At 61.3% G+C, this 19,446-nt stretch carries 15 protein-coding genes; 6 read left to right on the forward strand and 9 right to left on the reverse strand.

Annotated features, from left to right (window positions below):
- Window positions 1-332: 332 nt before the first annotated feature.
- The 6 genes from AB4Z35_RS11375 (at window position 333) to AB4Z35_RS11400 (ending at window position 8,778) form a co-directional block, all read left to right on the forward strand.
- Complete coding sequence (locus tag AB4Z35_RS11375) at window positions 333-1,493, forward strand: efflux RND transporter periplasmic adaptor subunit (protein WP_007998290.1); 1,161 nt, start codon at window positions 333-335, stop codon at window positions 1,491-1,493.
- Window positions 1,490-4,591, forward strand: coding sequence for a multidrug efflux RND transporter permease subunit (locus tag AB4Z35_RS11380; RefSeq protein WP_442097094.1), 3,102 nt, complete (start codon window positions 1,490-1,492; stop codon window positions 4,589-4,591). The genes AB4Z35_RS11375 and AB4Z35_RS11380 overlap by 4 nt, the downstream gene beginning before the upstream one ends.
- A gap of 9 nt (window positions 4,592-4,600) precedes the next feature.
- Window positions 4,601-5,278 carry a heavy metal response regulator transcription factor gene (locus AB4Z35_RS11385; RefSeq protein ID WP_007989910.1) on the forward strand — a complete coding sequence of 226 codons (678 nt, stop codon included), beginning with the start codon at window positions 4,601-4,603 and terminating at the stop codon, window positions 5,276-5,278.
- Entirely contained in the window at window positions 5,268-6,632 is a 1,365-nt protein-coding gene (locus tag AB4Z35_RS11390; protein WP_442097095.1) for a heavy metal sensor histidine kinase, read from the forward strand. The genes AB4Z35_RS11385 and AB4Z35_RS11390 overlap by 11 nt, the downstream gene beginning before the upstream one ends.
- A 171-nt stretch (window positions 6,633-6,803) precedes the next feature.
- Window positions 6,804-7,028, forward strand: a complete 225-nt coding sequence (locus tag AB4Z35_RS11395) for a hypothetical protein (RefSeq protein WP_033052397.1) — start codon at window positions 6,804-6,806, stop codon at window positions 7,026-7,028.
- Between the two features lie 247 nt (window positions 7,029-7,275).
- Window positions 7,276-8,778, forward strand: coding sequence for a GGDEF domain-containing protein (locus AB4Z35_RS11400; protein WP_442097096.1), 1,503 nt, complete (start codon window positions 7,276-7,278; stop codon window positions 8,776-8,778).
- Window positions 8,779-8,952: 174 nt separating this feature from the next.
- Here the strand turns inward: AB4Z35_RS11400 and lpxC are convergent, their stop codons facing one another.
- The 9 genes from lpxC to murD all read right to left on the reverse strand — a co-directional run bounded on the left by lpxC (window position 8,953) and on the right by murD (window position 19,443).
- The gene (lpxC, locus tag AB4Z35_RS11405) at window positions 8,953-9,864 is read right to left on the reverse strand and encodes a UDP-3-O-acyl-N-acetylglucosamine deacetylase (protein ID WP_007939852.1); all 912 of its coding nucleotides are present in this window, start codon (window positions 9,862-9,864) and stop codon (window positions 8,953-8,955) included.
- A gap of 112 nt (window positions 9,865-9,976) precedes the next feature.
- On the reverse strand, window positions 9,977-11,170 hold the full coding sequence (gene ftsZ / locus AB4Z35_RS11410) for a cell division protein FtsZ (RefSeq protein WP_007989903.1): 1,194 nt from the start codon (window positions 11,168-11,170) through the stop codon (window positions 9,977-9,979).
- 73 nt (window positions 11,171-11,243) lie between these two features.
- Window positions 11,244-12,503 (reverse strand): cell division protein FtsA, encoded by a 1,260-nt coding sequence (gene ftsA / locus AB4Z35_RS11415; RefSeq protein WP_007989901.1) that lies wholly within the window; start codon window positions 12,501-12,503, stop codon window positions 11,244-11,246.
- A gap of 15 nt (window positions 12,504-12,518) precedes the next feature.
- Window positions 12,519-13,385: a cell division protein FtsQ/DivIB gene (locus AB4Z35_RS11420; protein ID WP_007998276.1), complete on the reverse strand. Its 867-nt coding sequence runs from the start codon at window positions 13,383-13,385 to the stop codon at window positions 12,519-12,521.
- Between the two features lie 4 nt (window positions 13,386-13,389).
- Window positions 13,390-14,373 carry a D-alanine--D-alanine ligase gene (locus AB4Z35_RS11425; RefSeq protein ID WP_442097098.1) on the reverse strand — a complete coding sequence of 328 codons (984 nt, stop codon included), beginning with the start codon at window positions 14,371-14,373 and terminating at the stop codon, window positions 13,390-13,392.
- The gene (murC, locus tag AB4Z35_RS11430) at window positions 14,370-15,830 is read right to left on the reverse strand and encodes a UDP-N-acetylmuramate--L-alanine ligase (RefSeq protein ID WP_046041927.1); all 1,461 of its coding nucleotides are present in this window, start codon (window positions 15,828-15,830) and stop codon (window positions 14,370-14,372) included. Before murC ends, AB4Z35_RS11425 begins: the two co-directional genes overlap by 4 nt.
- Window positions 15,823-16,893 (reverse strand): undecaprenyldiphospho-muramoylpentapeptide beta-N-acetylglucosaminyltransferase, encoded by a 1,071-nt coding sequence (murG, locus tag AB4Z35_RS11435; protein WP_442097099.1) that lies wholly within the window; start codon window positions 16,891-16,893, stop codon window positions 15,823-15,825. Before murG ends, murC begins: the two co-directional genes overlap by 8 nt.
- Entirely contained in the window at window positions 16,883-18,100 is a 1,218-nt protein-coding gene (ftsW, locus tag AB4Z35_RS11440; protein ID WP_442097100.1) for a putative lipid II flippase FtsW, read from the reverse strand. Before ftsW ends, murG begins: the two co-directional genes overlap by 11 nt.
- A complete protein-coding gene (gene murD, locus AB4Z35_RS11445; protein WP_007998265.1) occupies window positions 18,097-19,443 on the reverse strand; it encodes a UDP-N-acetylmuramoyl-L-alanine--D-glutamate ligase in 1,347 nt (448 codons plus the stop codon). The genes ftsW and murD overlap by 4 nt, the downstream gene beginning before the upstream one ends.
- Window positions 19,444-19,446 lie beyond the last annotated feature (3 nt).

The following is a 19,446-nucleotide window of genomic DNA, read 5'->3' on the forward strand; positions in this document are numbered from 1 at the left end:
GCCGACCGGAGGCGATGCCCCCGGATGAATGCCGGAGCGAAGGAACCCCGAGCCTAAGCGAGGGGCCGTACGTAAGGGGCGAGCGTTTTTTTGCTTACTTTTTTTAGGCGCTTGTAAAAAAAGTGAGTCGCCGTAAGGGCGAAACCATAGGTGGCCGTTTCCGAAGAAACGAATATGTACACGGACAACCAAGTACATGGTCGGCCCAGAGGCCGCCAAGACCAAACCAAACTGACAGTGCCGTCAGTTAGCCGTCACCCTCCTGACCACCAAACAGGTTTATAAAGGAAACTACCCTTCGACCAAAAACCCAGCCCCGGCGCCCCACTCGCATGCGAATCCAGACCAAACCCGCCCTGCTCGTCGCCCTTCTGATCGTCCTGGCAGCGCTGGGCCTGTGGTATGCAGCCAAACCAGCCAAGGCCAAACTCGCCAGCCCCACCGCCATCCCCGTGCGCGTGGTCGCCGTCGCCGAAAAAGACGTGCCCCGCTATGTCAGCGGCATCGGTTCGGTATTGTCCCTGCACAGCGTCGTGGTTCGCCCGCAAATCGACGGCATCCTCACCAAAATCATGGTCAAGGAAGGCCAACTGGTGAAAAAAGACGACCTGCTGGCCACCATCGACGACCGCTCGATCCGCGCCAGCCTCGACCAGGCCCGGGCACAGCTGGGCGAAAGCCAGGCGCAGTTGCAAGTGGCGCTGGTCAACCTTAAACGCTACAAACTGCTGAGTGTTGACGACGGCGTTTCCAAGCAGACCTACGACCAGCAACAGGCGCTGGTGAACCAACTCAAAGCCACCGCCCAAGGCAATCAGGCTTCAATCGACGCAGCTCAGGTACAACTTTCCTACACACAGATTCGTTCCCCAGTGACTGGTCGCGTCGGCATTCGCACCGTGGATGAAGGCAACTTCCTGCGCATGACCGACACCCAGGGACTGTTCACCGTGACCCAGATCGACCCGATCGCCGTGGAGTTCTCCCTGCCGCAGCAAATGCTGCCGACCCTGCAAGGCCTGATCAACGACCCGCAACATGCTCAGGTAAAGGCCTACATCGGTGCCGACACCGACGGCGAAACCGGCAACCTGCTCGGCGAAGGCCACCTGACCCTGATCGACAACCAGATCAACGCCAACACCGGCACCATCCGCGCCAAGGCCGAGTTCGACAATCCGGGGCAGAAGCTCTGGCCGGGCCTGCTGGTGACGGTAAAGATTCAGACAGCGCTGGAGAAAGATGCGCTGGTGGTGCCACCGACAGTCGTGCAACGCGGCCTCGATCAGCACTTCGTGTACCGGGTCAACGGCGACAAGGTCGAAGCCGTGCAGGTGCAGATGGTCTATCAAGGCAGCGGCCAGGACATCATTAAAGGCGTGAAGCCAGGTGATGTGCTGGTCAGCGATGGTCAGTCGCGGCTCAAGCCGGGGTCGACGGTGCAGGTGGTGACCGAGCCGCCGCAAGTGGTGCAATCGGAGGCCGCGCAATGAAAGGCCATGGCTCAATATCCGCTTGGTGCATCGACCACCCGGTGGCGACGGTCCTGTTGACGTTTGCCCTGGTACTGCTGGGCGCCATCGCCTTTCCACGCCTGCCGGTGGCGCCTTTGCCCGAGGCGGAATTCCCGACTATCCAGGTGGCGGCGCAACTGCCCGGTGCCAGCCCGCAAACCATGGCCTCATCGGTGGCCACGCCCCTGGAAGTGCAGTTCAGCGCCATCCCCGGTGTGACCCAGATGACGTCGAGCAGCGCCCTCGGTTCGACCAACCTGACCCTGCAATTCACCCTCGACAAGAGCATCGACACCGCCGCCCAGGAAGTGCAGGCCGCGATCAACACCGCCGCCGGCAAGCTGCCCAAGGACATGCCGAACCTGCCGACGTGGCGCAAGGTCAATCCGGCTGACAGTCCGGTGCTGATCCTCAGCGTCAACTCGTCGCTGATGCCCGGCCCGGAACTCAGTGACCTGACGGAAACCCTGCTGTCGCGTCAGATCAGCCAGATTGACGGTGTAGGCCAGGTCGCCATCACCGGTCAGCAACGTCCGGCGATCCGCGTCCAGGTCTCGGCGGACAAACTCGCGGCCATCGGCCTGACCCTCGCCGATATCCGTCTGGCGATCCAGCAAACCAGCCTCAACCTGGCCAAAGGAGCGTTGTACGGGGAGTCGAGCATTTCAACCCTGTCCACCAACGATCAGTTGTTCCACCCCGAGGATTACAGTCAGTTGATTGTTTCCTACAAAAACGGTGCACCGGTCCACCTCAAGGACGTGGCCAAAGTCGTCAACGGCTCGGAAGATGCCTATGTCCAGGCCTGGGCGGGCTCGAAACCGGGGGTGAACCTGGTGATCTTCCGCCAGCCAGGGGCCAACATCGTCGAGACCGTGGACCGTATTCAGGCAGCGCTGCCGGAGCTGGAAGCGATGCTGCCCGCCTCGGTGCAGGTCAAGACGCTGATCGACCGCACCCAGACCATTCGTGCCTCGCTGCATGAAGTGGAAATCACCCTGCTGATCGCGATCATGCTGGTGGTGGCGGTGATGGCACTGTTCCTGCGCCAACTGTCGGCCACGCTGATTGTCTCGGCGGTACTCGGCGTGTCGCTGATCGCCAGTTTCGCCTTGATGTACATCATGGGTTTCAGCCTGAACAACCTGACTCTTGTGGCGATTGTGGTCGCCGTGGGCTTCGTGGTCGACGATGCAATCGTGGTGGTGGAGAACATTCACCGCCACCTGGAGGCCGGCGACGGCATGCGCGAAGCAGCGATCAAAGGTGCCGGGGAAATCGGCTTCACCGTGGTGTCGATCAGTTTCTCGCTGGTGGCGGCGTTCATTCCGCTGCTGTTCATGGGCGGCGTGGTCGGGCGGTTGTTCAAGGAGTTCGCCCTGACCGCCACCTCGACCATCATGATTTCGGTGGTGGTGTCCCTGACGTTGGCGCCGACCCTCGCTGCGCTGTTCATGCGCGCGCCGGTACATCACGCCCACGCCAAACCGGGCTTCGGCGAACGCCTGCTGGCGCTCTATGAAAAAGGCCTGCGCCACGCCCTCGCCCACCAGAAGTTGATGATCGGCGTGTTCGGCCTGTCCCTCGGCCTGGCCGTCGCCGGTTACATCTTTATCCCCAAGGGCTTCTTCCCGATTCAGGACACCGGTTTCGTCCTCGGTACCACCGAAGCGGCAGCGGACATTTCCTACGGCGACATGGTGAAAAAACACCTGGCAATGGCGGAAATCGTCGCCGCCGACCCTGCCGTGGAAACGTTCTCGCACTCGGTCGGGGTTTCCGGCAGCAACCAGACCATCGCCAACGGACGGTTCTGGATCACCCTGAAAAAACGCGGAGACCGCGACGTCTCGGCCAGCCAGTTCATCGACCGGATTCGCCCGCAACTGATGAAGGTGCCGGGCATCGTGCTGTATTTGCGTGCTGGCCAGGACATCAACCTCAGCTCCGGCCCGAGTCGTGCCCAGTATCAATACGTACTCAAGAGCAATGACGGCGGCACCCTCAGCACCTGGACCCAGCGCCTGACGGAAAAACTGCGTGCCAACCCGGCCTTCCGCGACATTTCCAACGACCTGCAACTGGGCGGCAGCATCACCCACATCAGCATCGACCGCAGCGCGGCGGCGCGTTTCGGCCTGACCGCGAGCGATGTCGACGAAGCGCTGTACGATGCATTCGGCCAGCGCCAGATCAATGAATTCCAGACCCAGATCAACCAGTACAACGTGATCCTGGAACTGGACACCCAGCAGCGCGGCAAGGCCGAAAGCCTCAACTATTTTTACCTGCGCTCGCCCCTGAGCGGGGAAATGGTGCCGCTGTCAGCCCTGGCCAGGTTCGATGCACCGACCATCGGCCCGCTGTCCATCGCCCATGACGGCATGTTCCCGGCCGCCAACCTGTCGTTCAACCTGGCGCCCGGCGTGGCGTTGGGCGATGCGGTGATCATGCTCAACCAGGCCAAGGTCGACATCGGCATGCCGAGCGCCATCAGCGGCAATTTCCAGGGCGCAGCCCAGGCGTTCCAGAGTTCGCTGGCCAGCCAGCCGTGGCTGATCCTGGCGGCGCTGGTGGCGGTGTACATCATTCTCGGCGTGCTCTACGAGAGCTTCGTGCACCCGCTGACAATCATTTCGACCTTGCCTTCGGCGGGCCTCGGCGCGGTGATCATGCTGTGGATTTGCGGCCAGGACTTTTCGATCATGGCCTTGATCGGGCTGGTGCTGTTGATCGGTATCGTCAAGAAAAACGGCATCCTGATGATCGACTTCGCCCTCGAAGCGCAGCGCAATGGCGGACTGTCGCCTGAGGAAGCGATCTTCAAGGCCTGTATCACGCGGTTCCGGCCGATCATCATGACCACTCTCGCCGCCCTGCTCGGCGCCCTGCCGCTGATGCTCGGCTACGGCACCGGCGCCGAGTTGCGCCAGCCCCTGGGGATCGCGGTGGTCGGCGGCTTGCTGGTGAGCCAGGCGCTGACGCTGTTCACCACGCCGGTCATATACTTGTGGCTGGAGCGGCTGTTCCATCGGCCAAAACCCTCGCCAGTACCGGCGCTGGCAACCACAGACTGAGGCGGGGTCATGCGCGTTCTGATTATCGAAGACGAGGAAAAAACCGCGGATTATCTGCACCGCGGCCTGACGGAACAGGGTTACACCGTGGATCTGGCGCGGGACGGGGTCGAAGGCCTGCACCTGGCGCTGGAGAGCGACTACGCGGTGATCGTCCTCGACGTGATGTTGCCGGGCCTCGACGGCTTCGGCGTGCTGCGCGCCTTGCGTGCGCGCAAGCAAACCCCAGTGATCATGCTGACCGCCCGCGAGCGTGTGGAAGATCGCATCAAAGGCCTGCGTGACGGTGCCGATGATTACCTGGGCAAACCGTTTTCCTTCCTTGAACTGGTGGCACGCCTGCAAGCACTGACCCGACGCAGCGGCGGTCATGAACCGGTGCAAGTGAGCATCGCCGACCTGTGGATAGATTTGATCAGCCGCAAGGCGACCCGAGGCGGTGCACGGCTGGACCTGACCGCCAAGGAGTTCTCGCTGCTCAGTGTATTGGCCCGGCGCCAGGGTGAAATCCTCTCGAAAACCGCCATTGCCGAGATGGTCTGGGACATCAATTTCGACAGCGACGCCAACGTCGTTGAAGTCGCGATCAAACGTCTGCGGGCCAAGCTCGACGGGCCGTTCGAAGAGAAGCTGCTGCACACCATTCGCGGCATGGGTTATGTGCTGGAGAGCCGTGGTGTCCAGTAACTCCATCGCCCTGCGCCTCAGCGGCATGTTCACGCTGGTGGCGCTGCTGGTGTTCCTGCTGATCGGCTGGGCGCTTTACCAGCAGGTCGACAAAGGCCTGGGCCTGCTCCCCGAAGCCGAGCTCGACGCGCGCTACAGCGTGCTCGAATCCACGGTCGGCCGATACGGCACGCCCGAGCATTGGGTGAAGATCAACAACAAGCTCAATCTGCTGAGCGAAGAAGACAAGCGCATCAGTTTCTGGATCATCAGCGGCGATCCGCACTACGAATACGGCAACCTGACCCCGCCGATCCGCGCCTTTGCCCAAGGGCCGCAGGGCACGCGCGACATGCAACTGCCGGATCACCCGTATCCGCTGAAAGTGCTGGTCAGCGAATTTCCCGCCAAGGACCAGCGCCCACCGCTGCGCTTCATGATCGCCATCGATACCGAGACGTTTTTCCAGACCCAGCATCAACTGTTGATCGCGCTGATCAGCCTGGCGATTGTCGGCGTGTTGCTGGCCTCGGCACTGGGTTACTGGGTGGCGCGGATCGGGCTCAAACCGCTGATCAAACTGTCCCAGGAAGCCCAACGCCTGGCCCCGCCGCTGCGCTCGGGGCGCTTGCGATTGTCACCGTTGCCACCGGAGCTTGATCAGTTCGTCAGCTCGTTCAACTCGACCCTGGAACGGGTCGAGCAGGCCTACTCGCGCCTTGAATCGTTCAACGCCGACGTCGCCCACGAACTGCGCTCGCCACTGACCAACCTGATCGGCCAGACCCAGGTCGCATTGACCCGCGGACGCTCCGCCGAGCACTACTTCGAAGTGCTGCAATCGAACCTCGAAGAGCTTGAGCGACTGCGGTCGATCATCAACGACATGCTATTCCTCGCCAGTGCCGATCAGGGCAGCAAGGCGACCAAACTGACGTCCACATCGCTGGCGGACGAAGTGGCCACGACCCTGGAATATCTGGATTTCATTCTCGAAGACGCTCAGGTCCGGGTTGAGGTCAGTGGTGACGCGCAAGTACGCATCGAGATTGCCCATTTGCGCCGGGCATTGATCAACCTGCTGAACAACGCGGTGCAGCACACCGGGCCCGGGCAGGTGATTCAAGTGCGGATCGAAGCCCGGGAGCATCAAGTCAGCATCGGCGTCGCCAACCCCGGTTCGCCGATTGCCCGTGAACACCTGCCACGGCTGTTCGAACGCTTCTACCGGGTCGATGCTTCGCGCAGCAACAGCGGCAACAATCACGGCCTGGGTCTGGCCATCGTCAAGGCGATTGCGTTGATGCATGGCGGCGATGTGTTCGTGCGCAGTGACCATGGGATGAATACCTTCGGCATACACCTGCCCGTCTGACCCCCTCTTCCTTTGTGGGAGCGAGCTTGCTCGCGATGCAGGCAACGCGGTGCAACTCAAGGACCGCGGTGCTGCTATCGTCCTTTCATGAATCCGCTCTTTTTCCCCTAGCCCCATATCCTTATCTTTGCCCGCACCAAACAGCACTTGCCAAGCAAGAAGGTTTTAAAGATGTCCAACAGTATGGGTATTGCCAGCGCTTTCGTTTTGTCCTCTTTGTTCCTGTCGCCATTGGCGATGGCGGAAGAATCGCAGACTTTCGTCGCGCATAACGCCGCACGCGCTGCAACGCTCGAAGAGCATCAGATCGAGATGACAGCCAAGGCTGCGCAAGACGCCCAAGCCCCGCAAGCATCCAGCACTCAGGCCCAGCCACGGGCCGAGAATGACAGCTGATCCGTACCTGTCACGCCTGTTTCCCTCGACACTTTTCATCGGCTCTTCCCTTTGAAAAGTTGTCCTCAAAGCCGCTGCTGTCAGCGGCTTTTTTTATAGTGGCGACTCAACCTTCTTTGCAATTTTTGCAACGAAAGTCACTGACACCCACACCAATGATCAATCGTTCGAGCAACAGAAGCGATTCACTCGGCTGCTACGTTTATGCAACTACGCTTACAACGTCCCTTTAGCAGACGTCAGCCCTATGACCGCAAGCCGCACCCCACATTTTCAAGGCCCGCCCGGGCGACCCGAGATCATGGTGATCGTCGGCAGCACCCTGACAGTCATCTCGATCCTGTGCATCGTCACTTTTCTGCTGATCCGCGAACACGCCTACGCCCAGCAAACCGCTACACGCAGTGCGACCACCATTGCACAACTGATCGATGCCGATGTCCTGCGTACGGTCGAGCTCTATGACTTGACCTTGCAGGGCCTGATCGCCGCCGCCCAACGGGACGACCTGAAACAGGTTTCTGCGCAGATCCGCCATCTGGTGCTGTTCGATCGCTCCACCACCGCGCGCTACAAGGGCGACATCCTGCTGCTGGACAAGCACGGCGACGTGCTGGCCGACTCATCACTGATCGAACCGAAACCGGGCAACTTCGCTGACCGCGATTATTTCCTGGCCCATGTCTTCAATCGCGATACCGGCATGTTTATCAGCCGACCGTTCAAGCCGAGCTGCGACTGCGATGACCGCGACGAATGGCGCATCAGTTTCAGCCGGCGCATTTCTTCGCCCACGGGTGAGTTTATGGGAGTCGCGGTAGCTTCGATGCGCATGAGCTACTTCGATCAGTTGTTCAACAGCCTCGACATCGGCACCGGCAGTACGCTGGGCATCATCAACAATGACGGGATTCTCCTGGCGCAGAAACCGTACCGGGAACCAAATTCCATCGGCAAAAGCTTCTCCAGCCGCCCCAACGTCGTACGCATGCTACAGGAGCGCAGTGGCACCTTCGAAAGCGTGTCGAGCGTCGACCATCAACGGCGCCTGTACACCTTCTCCCGGGTCGGCAATCTGCCGCTGACCGTCATCGTGGCCCTTTCCATCGATGAAGTGTTCGCCACCTGGAACCGCACGGCCTATGTGATCAGCGGCGCAACCGGGGTTTTGTGCATCGGTCTGTTGTGGCTGACCTGGCTGCTTTGCCGCGAGTTGCGCCTGCGCCAATGTGCCGAGCAGGAATTGGCGCAACTGGCGGCTACCGATGCCTTGACCGGCGTGGCCAACCGCCGATCCCTTGATCAGGCCCTGCGCCATGAATGGTTTCGTGCGCAGCGCAGCCGCAAGCCGTTGTCGTTGCTGATGATCGATGCCGATCACTTCAAGGCCTTCAATGATCGGCACGGGCATCAGGCGGGTGACGAAGCCTTGCGGGCACTGGCCGAAGTCATCCGCGCCAGTGTCCATCGCCCGGCGGACCTGGTGGCTCGCTATGGTGGCGAAGAGTTTTCGGTGGTCCTGGCCGAAACTGGCAGTGAAGGCGCGCAGCAGATCGCCGAACATATCCGGGAGGCGGTGCAAAAACTGCCACTGGTGGACGCCGATGAGTCGCCAATGAGCGTGAGTATCGGTATTGCCACCTGGACGGCGGCCAGCGATATCAAACTGGAGCAGTTGCTGTTCAACGCGGACAAGGCGTTGTATCAGGCCAAGGAAGGGGGGCGTAACCGGGTGGTGTGTGCCGGCTGAATTTTATGCTGAACCGACCGGCCCCTTCGCGAGCAAGCCCGCTCCCACAGTAGGCTGCATTCCTATGTGGGAGCGGGCTTGCTCGCGAAGGGGCCTTCACTGCCACCATAGAAATCAGGGCATAAAAAAAGGCCACCCGAAGGTAGCCTTTAAAAAACTAGAGAGGTTTTTTGCTTACACCGCCGCAACCGGGCGCATGTAAGAGATCGGTGCAGTGCTGGCGTCTTCGAACGTCACGACTTCCCAGGCATCTGTCTGCTCAATCAACTTGCGCAGCAGCTGGTTGTTCAGTGCGTGGCCGGACTTGAAGCCCTTGAACTCACCAATCAGGCTATTGCCCAGCAGGTAGAGGTCACCGATTGCATCGAGGATCTTGTGCTTCACGAATTCGTCTTCATAGCGAAGGCCGTCTTCGTTCAGTACGCCATCGGCGTCGACCACAATTGCGTTTTCAACACTGCCGCCGAGTGCGAGGTTGTGCTTGCGCAGGTACTCGATGTCACTCATGAAACCAAAGGTACGGGCGCGGCTGACTTCTTTTACGAACGAAGTGCTGGAAAAATCCACGCTTGCACTTTGTGTGCGGTCACGGAAAACCGGGTGATCGAAATCGATCTCGAAGCTCACTTTGAATCCTTCGAAAGGGACGAAAGTAGCGCGCTTGTCGCCATCTTCCACTGTCACTTCACGCAGGATGCGGATGAACTTCTTGGCAGCGTCCTGTTCTTCCAGGCCAGCCGATTGAATCAGGAATACAAAAGGTCCAGCGCTACCATCCATGATCGGGACTTCGGACGCGGAGAGCTCGACGTAGGCGTTATCGATGCCCAGGCCTGCCATGGCCGAGAGCAGGTGCTCTACCGTGTCCACTTTGACGTCACCGTTAACGAGCGTGGTCGACATAGTGGTTTCACCAACGTTTTCCGCGCGGGCAGGAATCTGCACCACGGGGTCGAGGTCGGCGCGACAAAACACAATGCCGGTGTCGACAGGCGCTGGCTTGAGGGTCAGGTAGACCTTCTCCCCGGAGTGCAGGCCGACACCTGTGGCACGGATAATATTCTTCAGGGTGCGTTGTTTAATCATGGCATGGGCCGCTTCAGCGCAAATTGCGAACTGGTATCAACAAAGGCTGGCGATGATAGCAGACCACGCCTTTGCTGAACACCAATCACCTTCATAGCCCTGATACATTTCATCAATCGGCCTGACGACGCAGGAATGCCGGGATGTCCAGGTAGTCCAGGTCATCTTGCGGATTCATCTTCGCGGCAGTCGCAGCACCGGCCTGGGCCTGGTTGCGCATGACGGTCGGACGGTCCAGGTCACGGTAGTTCACCGCTGGAGCTTCCTGACGAACAGGGGCCTGTTGTTGTGGCTGCGAAGCCATAGAAGTGTGGACGGTGTTGTCGATGACCTTCACAGGCTTCTCGATTTTTGCGCCCAGACCGGTAGCGACGACAGTCACGTGCAGCTCGTCGCGCATGTCCGGATCGATAACGGTACCGACCTTGACCATCGCGTGCTCGGAAGCGAATGCCTCGATGATGCTACCCACGTCGGAGTATTCACCCAGGGACAGATCCGGACCGGCGGTAATGTTCACCAGGATGCCGCGAGCGCCTTGCAGGTTCACGTCTTCCAGCAACGGGTTGCGAATGGCCGCTTCGGTGGCTTCGCGCGCACGGTTCGGACCGCTGGCGCAGCCAGTGCCCATCATCGCCATGCCCATTTCGCTCATCACGGTACGCACGTCGGCGAAGTCGACGTTGATCATGCCCGGACGCTTGATGATGTCGGAGATACCGCGAACGGCACCGGCCAGTACATCGTCAGCCTTGGCGAAAGCCGACAGCAGGCTTGCGTCTTTACCGAGGATGGTCAGCAGCTTCTCGTTGGGAATGGTGATCAGCGAGTCGACGCTTTCGGAGAGCATACGGATGCCTTCGTCGGCGATCTGCATACGCTTGCGGCCTTCGAACGGGAACGGACGGGTCACCACCGCAACGGTGAGGATGCCCATTTCCTTGGCCACTTCGGCGATGATCGGCGCAGCACCGGTACCGGTACCGCCGCCCATGCCAGTGGTGATGAACACCATGTTGGTGCCGGCCAGCACTTCGGCAATGCGCTCACGGTCTTCCAGAGCGGCTTGACGGCCGACTTCAGGGTTGGCGCCAGCGCCCAGGCCCTTGGTCACGCCGGTGCCCAGTTGCAGGATGGTGCGCGCGCCGATGTTTTTCAGCGCTTGAGCATCGGTGTTGGCGCAGATGAATTCGACGCCTTCGATGTTGCTCTTGACCATGTGGTTGACAGCGTTGCCGCCGCCACCGCCGACACCGATAACTTTGATTACCGGGCTTGCGGGGATGTTGTCTACGAGTTCGAACATTTTCCCTCTCCTTTACATTCTCTAGTTTTTTCGCCTACTGCGTGCTTCGGTGTAACGGTGTTGCGGTAAATCTTCAGAAATTGCCCTGGACCCACTTCTTCAGGCGGTCCAGCAGCGGAGCCTGTGGCTCTTCGTTGCTGTAGCTGTCGCGGCTGCCGATGCCCGAGAACGAGATGCCGTCGGACTGCTTCTGCAGGCCGTACATCAACAGGCCGACGCCGGTGGAATAGATCGGGTTGCGTACCACGTCATCCAGACCTTTCACGCCATGCGGCACGCCCAGGCGCACCGGCATGTGGAAGATTTCCTCGGCCAGTTCGGTCGCGCCTTCCATCTTCGACGTACCGCCGGTCAGCACGATGCCGGCCGGGATCAGGTCTTCGTAGCCGCTGCGGCGCAGTTCGGCCTGGATCAGCGTGAACAGCTCGTCGTAACGCGGCTCGACCACTTCGGCCAGGGCCTGGCGGGACAGCTCGCGCGGTGGACGGTCGCCAACGCTTGGCACCTTGATGGTTTCTCCGGCACCGGCCAGTTTGGCCAGGGCGCAGGCGTAGCGAATCTTGATTTCTTCGGCGTACTGGGTCGGGGTGCGCAACGCCATGGCGATGTCGTTGGTCACCTGGTCACCGGCAATCGGGATCACCGCGGTGTGACGGATCGCGCCTTCGGTGAAGATCGCGATGTCGGTGGTGCCGCCACCGATGTCCACCAGGCACACGCCCAACTCTTTCTCGTCATCGGTCAGCACCGAGTACGCGGAAGCCAGTTGTTCGAGAATGATGTCGTCGATTTCCAGGCCGCAGCGACGCACGCACTTTTCAATGTTCTGTGCGGCGTTGACGGCGCAGGTGACCACGTGGACCTTGGCTTCCAGGCGCACGCCGGACATGCCCAGCGGCTCGCGGACGCCTTCCTGGTTATCGATCACGTAATCCTGCGGCAGGGTGTGCAGCACGCGCTGGTCAGCCGGGATTGCCACGGCCTGGGCGGCGTCGAGCACACGCTCAAGGTCGGCCGAGCTGACTTCGCGATCACGAATCGCCACGATGCCGTGGGAGTTCAGGCTGCGGATGTGATTGCCGGCCACGCCGACGAACGCCGAGTGAATGCGGCAACCAGCCATCAGCTGCGCTTCTTCGATGGCGCGCTGGATCGATTGCACGGTGGACTCGATGTTCACCACCACGCCTTTTTTCAGGCCACGGGACGGATGGGTGCCGATTCCGACGATTTCCAGCGTGCCGTCGTCCGCGACCTCGCCTACCAGCGCCACCACCTTGGAGGTGCCGATATCGAGACCGACGATCATTTTGCCGCTTTGCACGTTTGCCATGGGTCCTGCCTCTTCTTAATTCTTCGCGACAGCGGGTTGGGCTGCCGTGGGCGCTACAGGTTCCCGCCAGCCAACAGCGAGGCCGTTGGCGTAGCGCAGATCGATGCGCGCAATGTTCGTAATCTGTTCTTTGAGCGTCTTGTCATAGATGGCGATGAAACGGCGCATCTTTTCCACCTGGTTGCCGCGTCCCAGCAGCAGTTCGATCCCGGGACCCGCACTGCCGGGGCCGGTGGTCAGGAACCAGCTGCCGCGATCACGCAGTTCGAGGCGTGCAATCGAGAAGCCCAGCGGCCTGAGCATCTGGCTCAGCACCTGGTATTGCTGCATCACTTGCTGCTGAGCCCGCTGCGGGCCGAACAGCTGAGGCAGGTGTTCGTAGTTCGCCAGCTCACGCGGAGTGAAGGCCTGGCCCTGGTTGTTCAACAGCGACTCGTCGCCCCAGCGGGCCACCGGCAGTTGTTCTTCCAGGCGGATCACCACTTGATCCGGCCACACCCTGCGCACTTCGGCGTGGGCAATCCATGGCATCGTTTCCAGCTCGGTGCGCATGCTCGCCAGGTCGATGGTGAAGAAGCTCGACGCCACGTACGGGGCGATCCGCTGCTGCACTGCTTGCTGGCTGATGTAACTCAGGTCGCCCTGCACGTTGATTTTGGTGATCGGCCTGTCGGCATACGGCAACAACCGTGTCGCGCCTTCGTAAGTACCGAACCCCAAAGCCACCAGCAGCACCGGCCAGAACAATGCTTTGAGAAAACCGAAGTTGGCTTTCGGCAGGCGCACGGACATCGGCTCTTTGGCCACCATTCGGCTGGCACCCCGTGGCACCGGCTTGCGGCCGGGTGCGGGAGGCTGATGTCTGAGCTGAGCGCCTTGCATGGCCTTAACCTCTCGTCGACTCTTGGTTACCGGCAGTGTTGCCGGCAACGCTCTCGGCCAGAATGGCCAGAACCAGTTGCTGGAAATCCAGACCGGCAGCACGGGCCGCCATCGGCACCAGGCTGTGATCGGTCATGCCCGGTGCGGTGTTGACTTCCAGGAACCAGAACTGCCCTTCGGCGTCCTGCATCACGTCTGCCCTGCCCCAACCGGCGATACCCAGCGCTTCACAGGCTTTCGCCGTGAGGTCCATGAGTTCCTTTTCCTTGGCGCTGTCCAGACCGCACGGAATGCGGTACTGGGTATCGTTGGCGATGTACTTGGCGTCGTAGTCGTAGAAGCTGTGCGTCGTGCCCAGGGCAATCGGAGGCAACACCTGGTCACGCAGGGTGGCGATGGTGAACTCCGGACCTTGAATCCATTGCTCGACCAACACTTGCGAATCGTAGGTACTGGCCGCTTTCCAGGCGTCGATCAATTCAGACGCGGAACTCACTTTGGCCATCCCGATACTTGAACCTTCATGGGCCGGTTTGACGATCAAAGGGAAGCCCAGTTCCGTCGCTGCCGAAATACAATCGGCCTCGCTGCAAAGGACCGCGTGACGTGGCGTCGGAATACCCAGGCTGTGCCAGACCTGCTTGGTGCGCAGTTTGTCCATGGCCAGTGCCGAAGCCAGGATGCCGCTGCCGGTGTACGGAATGCCCAGGCATTCGAGCAGGCCCTGCATGCTGCCGTCTTCACCGCCACGACCGTGGAGGATGATGAAGGCACGGTCGATCTTTTCATTGAGCAGACGCTGCAGAAGGTCATCGCCCACGTCGAGACCGAACGCATCCACACCGGCGCTTTGCAGCGCATCGAGAACGGCGTTGCCTGACTTCAGCGACACTTCGCGCTCGGCACTCTTCCCGCCGAACAGCACGGCGACGCGGCCGAAGTCTTTCGGCGCGATCGTGGAGACCAGGTTGGCGTAGGCAGCAGTCATTTCAACGTCCCCTTCTCCGGCGCGGCAACGGCACCGGCGAACAACTCACTTTTCAACAGTTTTGGTGCGAGACCGCCGATATCACCGGCGCCCTGGCACAGCAGAATGTCGCCGGCGCGCAGCAGCGGCTTGACCACTGGCGCAAGGTCGACACCACGCTCGATGTAGATCGGGTCGAGCTGGCCACGCTGACGGATGCTGTTGCACAGCTTGCGGCTGTCGGCGCCCGGAATCGGCTCTTCGCCAGCCGGATAGACTTCCATCAGCAGCAGTACGTTGGCATCGGCCAGCACATTGACGAAATCGTCGTACAGGTCGCGGGTGCGGCTGTAGCGGTGCGGCTGGTAGACCATCACCAGACGGCGCTCCGGCCAGCCACCGCGTACGGCCTTGATCACCGCCGCGACTTCCGTCGGGTGGTGACCGTAGTCATCGACCAGCATCACGTTACCGCCGTCCACCGGCAGTTCGCCGTAGACCTGGAAGCGCCGGCCGACACCCTGGAACCCGGACAGGCCCTGGACGATCGCCTCATCGCTGACACCTTCGTCGGTGGCGATGCAGATGGTCGCCAGCGCGTTCAATACGTTGTGGTTGCCCGGCATGTTCACCGAAACATCCAGCGGCTCGCGGTCAGGACGCAGCACGGTGAAGAAGGTCTGCATGCCTTGCTGGCGCACGTTGATGGCACGCACGTCGCAGTCTTCGCCGAAGCCATAGGTGACCGTCGGGCGTTTGACCTGCGGGAGGATTTCACGCACCACCGGATCGTCCAGGCACACCACAGCCAGACCGTAGAACGGCAGGTTGTGCAGGAACTCGACGAAGGTTTTCTTCAGTTTGTTGAAGTCGCCGTCGTAGGTCGCCATGTGATCGGCGTCGATGTTGGTGACCACGGCCACCAGCGGCTGCAGGTGCAGGAAGCTTGCATCGCTTTCGTCGGCTTCGGCGATCAGGTAGCGGCTGGTGCCGAGCTGGGCATTGGTGCCCGCGGCATTCAGGCGGCCACCGATCACGAACGTCGGGTCCAGGCCACCGGCGGCGAACACCGAAGCGATCAGGCTGGTGGTGGTGGTTTTGCCGTGGGTACCGGCAACGGCGATGCCGTGGCGATAGCGCATCAGCTCAGCCAGCATTTCGGCACGCGGCACCACCGGGATACGGCGTTCCAGCGCGGTAGCGACTTCCGGGTTGGAGGTGTTCACCGCGCTCGACACCACCAGCACATCGGCGGCAGCGGCGTTCTCGGCGCGGTGGCCGATAAAGATCTGCGCCCCGAAGGATTCCAGGCGCTCGGTGACCGGGGACGCCTTCAGGTCGGAGCCGGACACGGCATAACCCAGGTTCAGCAACACTTCGGCAATCCCGCACATGCCTACACCGCCGATACCGACGAAGTGGATGCGACGGATGCGGCGCATTTCCGGTTGTGGCATGGCTTTCTGACTCTCAACCATGGGCCACCTCCAGGCAGCTATCGACCACGTTACGGGTGGCATCGGGTTTGGCCAGGCGGCGTGCCGCGGTAGCCATTTCGTTGAGTCGTTGTGGTTGCATCAGGACCTCTGTCAGGCGAGCGGCAAGATCCGCTGCGCCAGTCGTTCTTTGCGGCATCAGGAAGGCTGCGCCTTCACGGGCCAAATATTCGGCGTTGCGGGTCTGGTGATCGTCGATGGCGTGAGGCAAAGGCACCAGCATCGAGGGCAGACCGGCAGCGGCCAGTTCACTGATGGTCAGCGCGCCTGCGCGACATACCACCAGGTCGGCCCAGCTGTAGGCTTGGGCCATGTCTTTGATGAAGGGCTGCACCTGCGCCTCGACGCCAGCCGCGCGATAGCGCTCTGCAGTCACTTCATCGTGGTTTTTGCCGGCCTGATGGAACACTTCCGGACGCAAGTCGGCAACGACTTGCGACAGGGCTTCAGGCAGCAACTTGTTCAACGGTTCTGCTCCCAGGCTTCCGCCCAGGATCAGCAAACGCGCCTTGCGACCGGCCAGGGCAGGTCGCGATGTCTCGAGGAACAGCTCGGTGCGCACCGGATTACCGGTGGTCCGGCGGCTGTCCGACAGGGTAAAGGTGTCGGGGAACGCTTCACAGACTCGGGCGGCCAACGGCACCAGCAACCGATTGGCGGTACCGGCCACGGCGTTCTGCTCGTGAACGATCACCGGCACGCCGGCCAGTTTGGCCGCGACACCGCCAGGACCGGTCACAAAACCACCAAATCCCACGACGCAGACCGGTCGCAGACGGCGAATGATCGCCCGCGCCTGCCAGACCGACTTGAACAACATGAACGGTGCCTTGAGCAGGGACAATTTGCCCTTGCCGCGCAGACCGCTGGCGTTGATCCGATGCAGCTCGATACCGGCCGCCGGCACCAGATCGTTTTCGATGCCACGCGGGGTACCGAGCCAGTGCACGGTATAGCCGCGCGCCTGGAATTCGCGAGCACAGGCCAGCGCCGGGAACACGTGGCCACCGGTGCCGCCAGCCATGATCATGACGTTAGCGCCCATGGTGCGGCTCCTCGGCGAAGTCGCTCTCATGGAACTCAATCTCTTCACTGCCCAGGTGGGTTCGACTTTCCCACTCGATACGCAGCAACAAACCGAGACAGGCACAGCAGATCACCAACGAACTACCGCCATAACTGAGGAACGGCAGGGTCAGCCCCTTGGTTGGCAGCAGACCGACGTTTACACCAATGTTGATCAGGAACTGGCCGATCCACAGGAACGACAGCCCGTATGCCACGTAAGCTGCAAAAAACTGCTTGGCCTTTTCTGCCCACAAACCGATGTACATGCCACGGATACACACAAAGACGAACAGTGCCACGGTGCACAACGAACCCACCGCACCCAGCTCTTCGGCCAGGACCGAGAACACGAAGTCAGTGTGGGCTTCCGGCAGGTAGAACTGTTTCTGCACGCTGTTGCCCAGGCCAACGCCCAGCCATTCGCCGCGACCGAAAGCGATCAATGCCTGGGACAACTGATAACCGGCACCGAACTGGTCGGCCCACGGGTCGGCAAAGTTGGTCAGACGCGCCATTCGATAGGGCTGCATTTGAATCAACAGCACCACCGCGCCGACAGCCAGGACCACCATCAGGGAAAAACGGAACAGCCCGACGCCGCCAAGGAACAGCATCGCCGCCGCCGCCCCCATCATCACGACGGTGGCACCGAAGTCCGGCTCCATCAGCAGCAGGCCCGCCATCGGCAGCAGAACGATGAACGGCTTGAAGAAACCCATCCAGCTTTCACGCACTTCTTTCTGGCGACGCACCAGATAACCGGCGAGGTAGATCACCACGAACACCTTGGCGATCTCGGAAGGCTGGACGTTGAAGAAACTGAAGCCGATCCAGCGCATCGAGCCGTTAACCTCACGGCCGATCCCCGGAATGATCACCATCACCAGCAAGCCGAATGCACCCAGCAGCATCAGCCAGCCCAGGCGTTGCCAGGTGGCGATCGGGATCATCATGGTGACGATGCAGGCACCCAGGCCCAGCACCACATAAATAAGGTGGCGAATCATGTAGTACAGGGCGCTGCCCGACTGCACGGCCGCCACTTCGGTCGATGCCGAGGCAATCATGATCAGCCCCAGGCCGAGCAGCGTCAGGCAACCGGCGAGCATCGGGAAATCAAGGTCGATACCGCGCCCGGTGATGAGCGGCGATGGATACGGCTTGATGATGCCTCTCAGGCTCATGCCAGATCCTCCACTGCTTGGACGAACTGGTGACCACGGTCTTCGTAGTTCTTGAACATGTCGAAACTGGCGCAGGCAGGCGACAGCAGCACCACGTCGCCCGGCTGGGCTGCTGCGCGGCATTGCTCGACAGCTTCGACCAGGGAGCCGGCGCGGATCAGCGGTACGGCATCGCCGATGGCCTCGCCGATCTTGTCGGAGTCGCGGCCCATCAGGATCACGGCGCGGCAGTTGGCCGCCACCGGGTCACGCAGGTCCTTGAACTCGGCACCCTTGCCGTCGCCGCCGGCGATCAGCACGACCTTGCCGTCGATGTCCGCGCCCAGGCCTTCGATGGCCGCCAGTGCAGCACCGACGTTGGTGGCCTTGGAGTCGTTGTAGTAGCCCACGCCGTCGAGGTCGCGGACCCATTGGCAGCGATGCTCGAGACCGGCGAAGGTGCGCAGGCTCGACAGCATGGCATCGAACGGCAGGCCGACTGCATGGCCCAGGGCCAGGGCCGCCAGGGCGTTGGACTGGTTATGGGCACCGCGAATCTTCAATTCGCGCACCGGCATCAGGTTCTGGAATTCGAAGGCCAGGTACTTCTCGCCATTCTCTTCGCGCAGACCGAATGCCTTGAAATCAGGCTTGTTCAGACCGAAGGTCCAGCACGGCTGGCCCTCGCCCATCAACGGACGGCTCAGGGCATCCTGACGATTGACCACGAACTGTTTGGCACCACGGAAAATCCGGTGCTTGGCCAGGTGATAGGCCGGCAGACCGCTGTAACGGTCCATATGGTCTTCGCTGACGTTGAGCACGGTCGCCACTTCGGCGTTGAGTTGATCGGTGGTTTCCAGCTGGAAACTCGACAACTCCATCACGTACAACTCGACGTCGTCGCGCAGCAGATCCAGCGCCGGGGTACCGAGGTTGCCGCCGACGGCAACACGCTTGCCAGCCGCCGCCGCCATTTCGCCGACCAGCGTGGTCACGGTGCTTTTCGCGTTGGAACCGCTGATGGCCACGATCGGCGCCTTCGCGTTACGCGCGAACAGCTCGATGTCGCCGGACAGTTTCACGCCACGGGCAGCGGCAGCCTGCAGGGCCGGGGTCGCCAGCGCCAGGCCGGGGCTGACGTAGAGTTCGTCGGCACGGCACAGGAACTCGACGTCCAGCTCGCCACAACGCACTTCCACGTGCGGATAGTCACGCTTGAGCGTGGCCAGTTCCGGTGGATTTTCCCGCGTATCGGCCACGGCAAACGCCACGCCCCGGTTCGCCAGGAAGCGAACCAGGGACATGCCGCTCTTGCCGAGGCCGACAACGATGCGGAAGTGGTCAGAAGCGATCAGAGACACGAG

Origin of the sequence: Pseudomonas sp. KB_15 (assembly GCF_052114525.1) — a bacterium.
Classification (GTDB): Bacteria; Pseudomonadota; Gammaproteobacteria; order Pseudomonadales; family Pseudomonadaceae; genus Aquipseudomonas.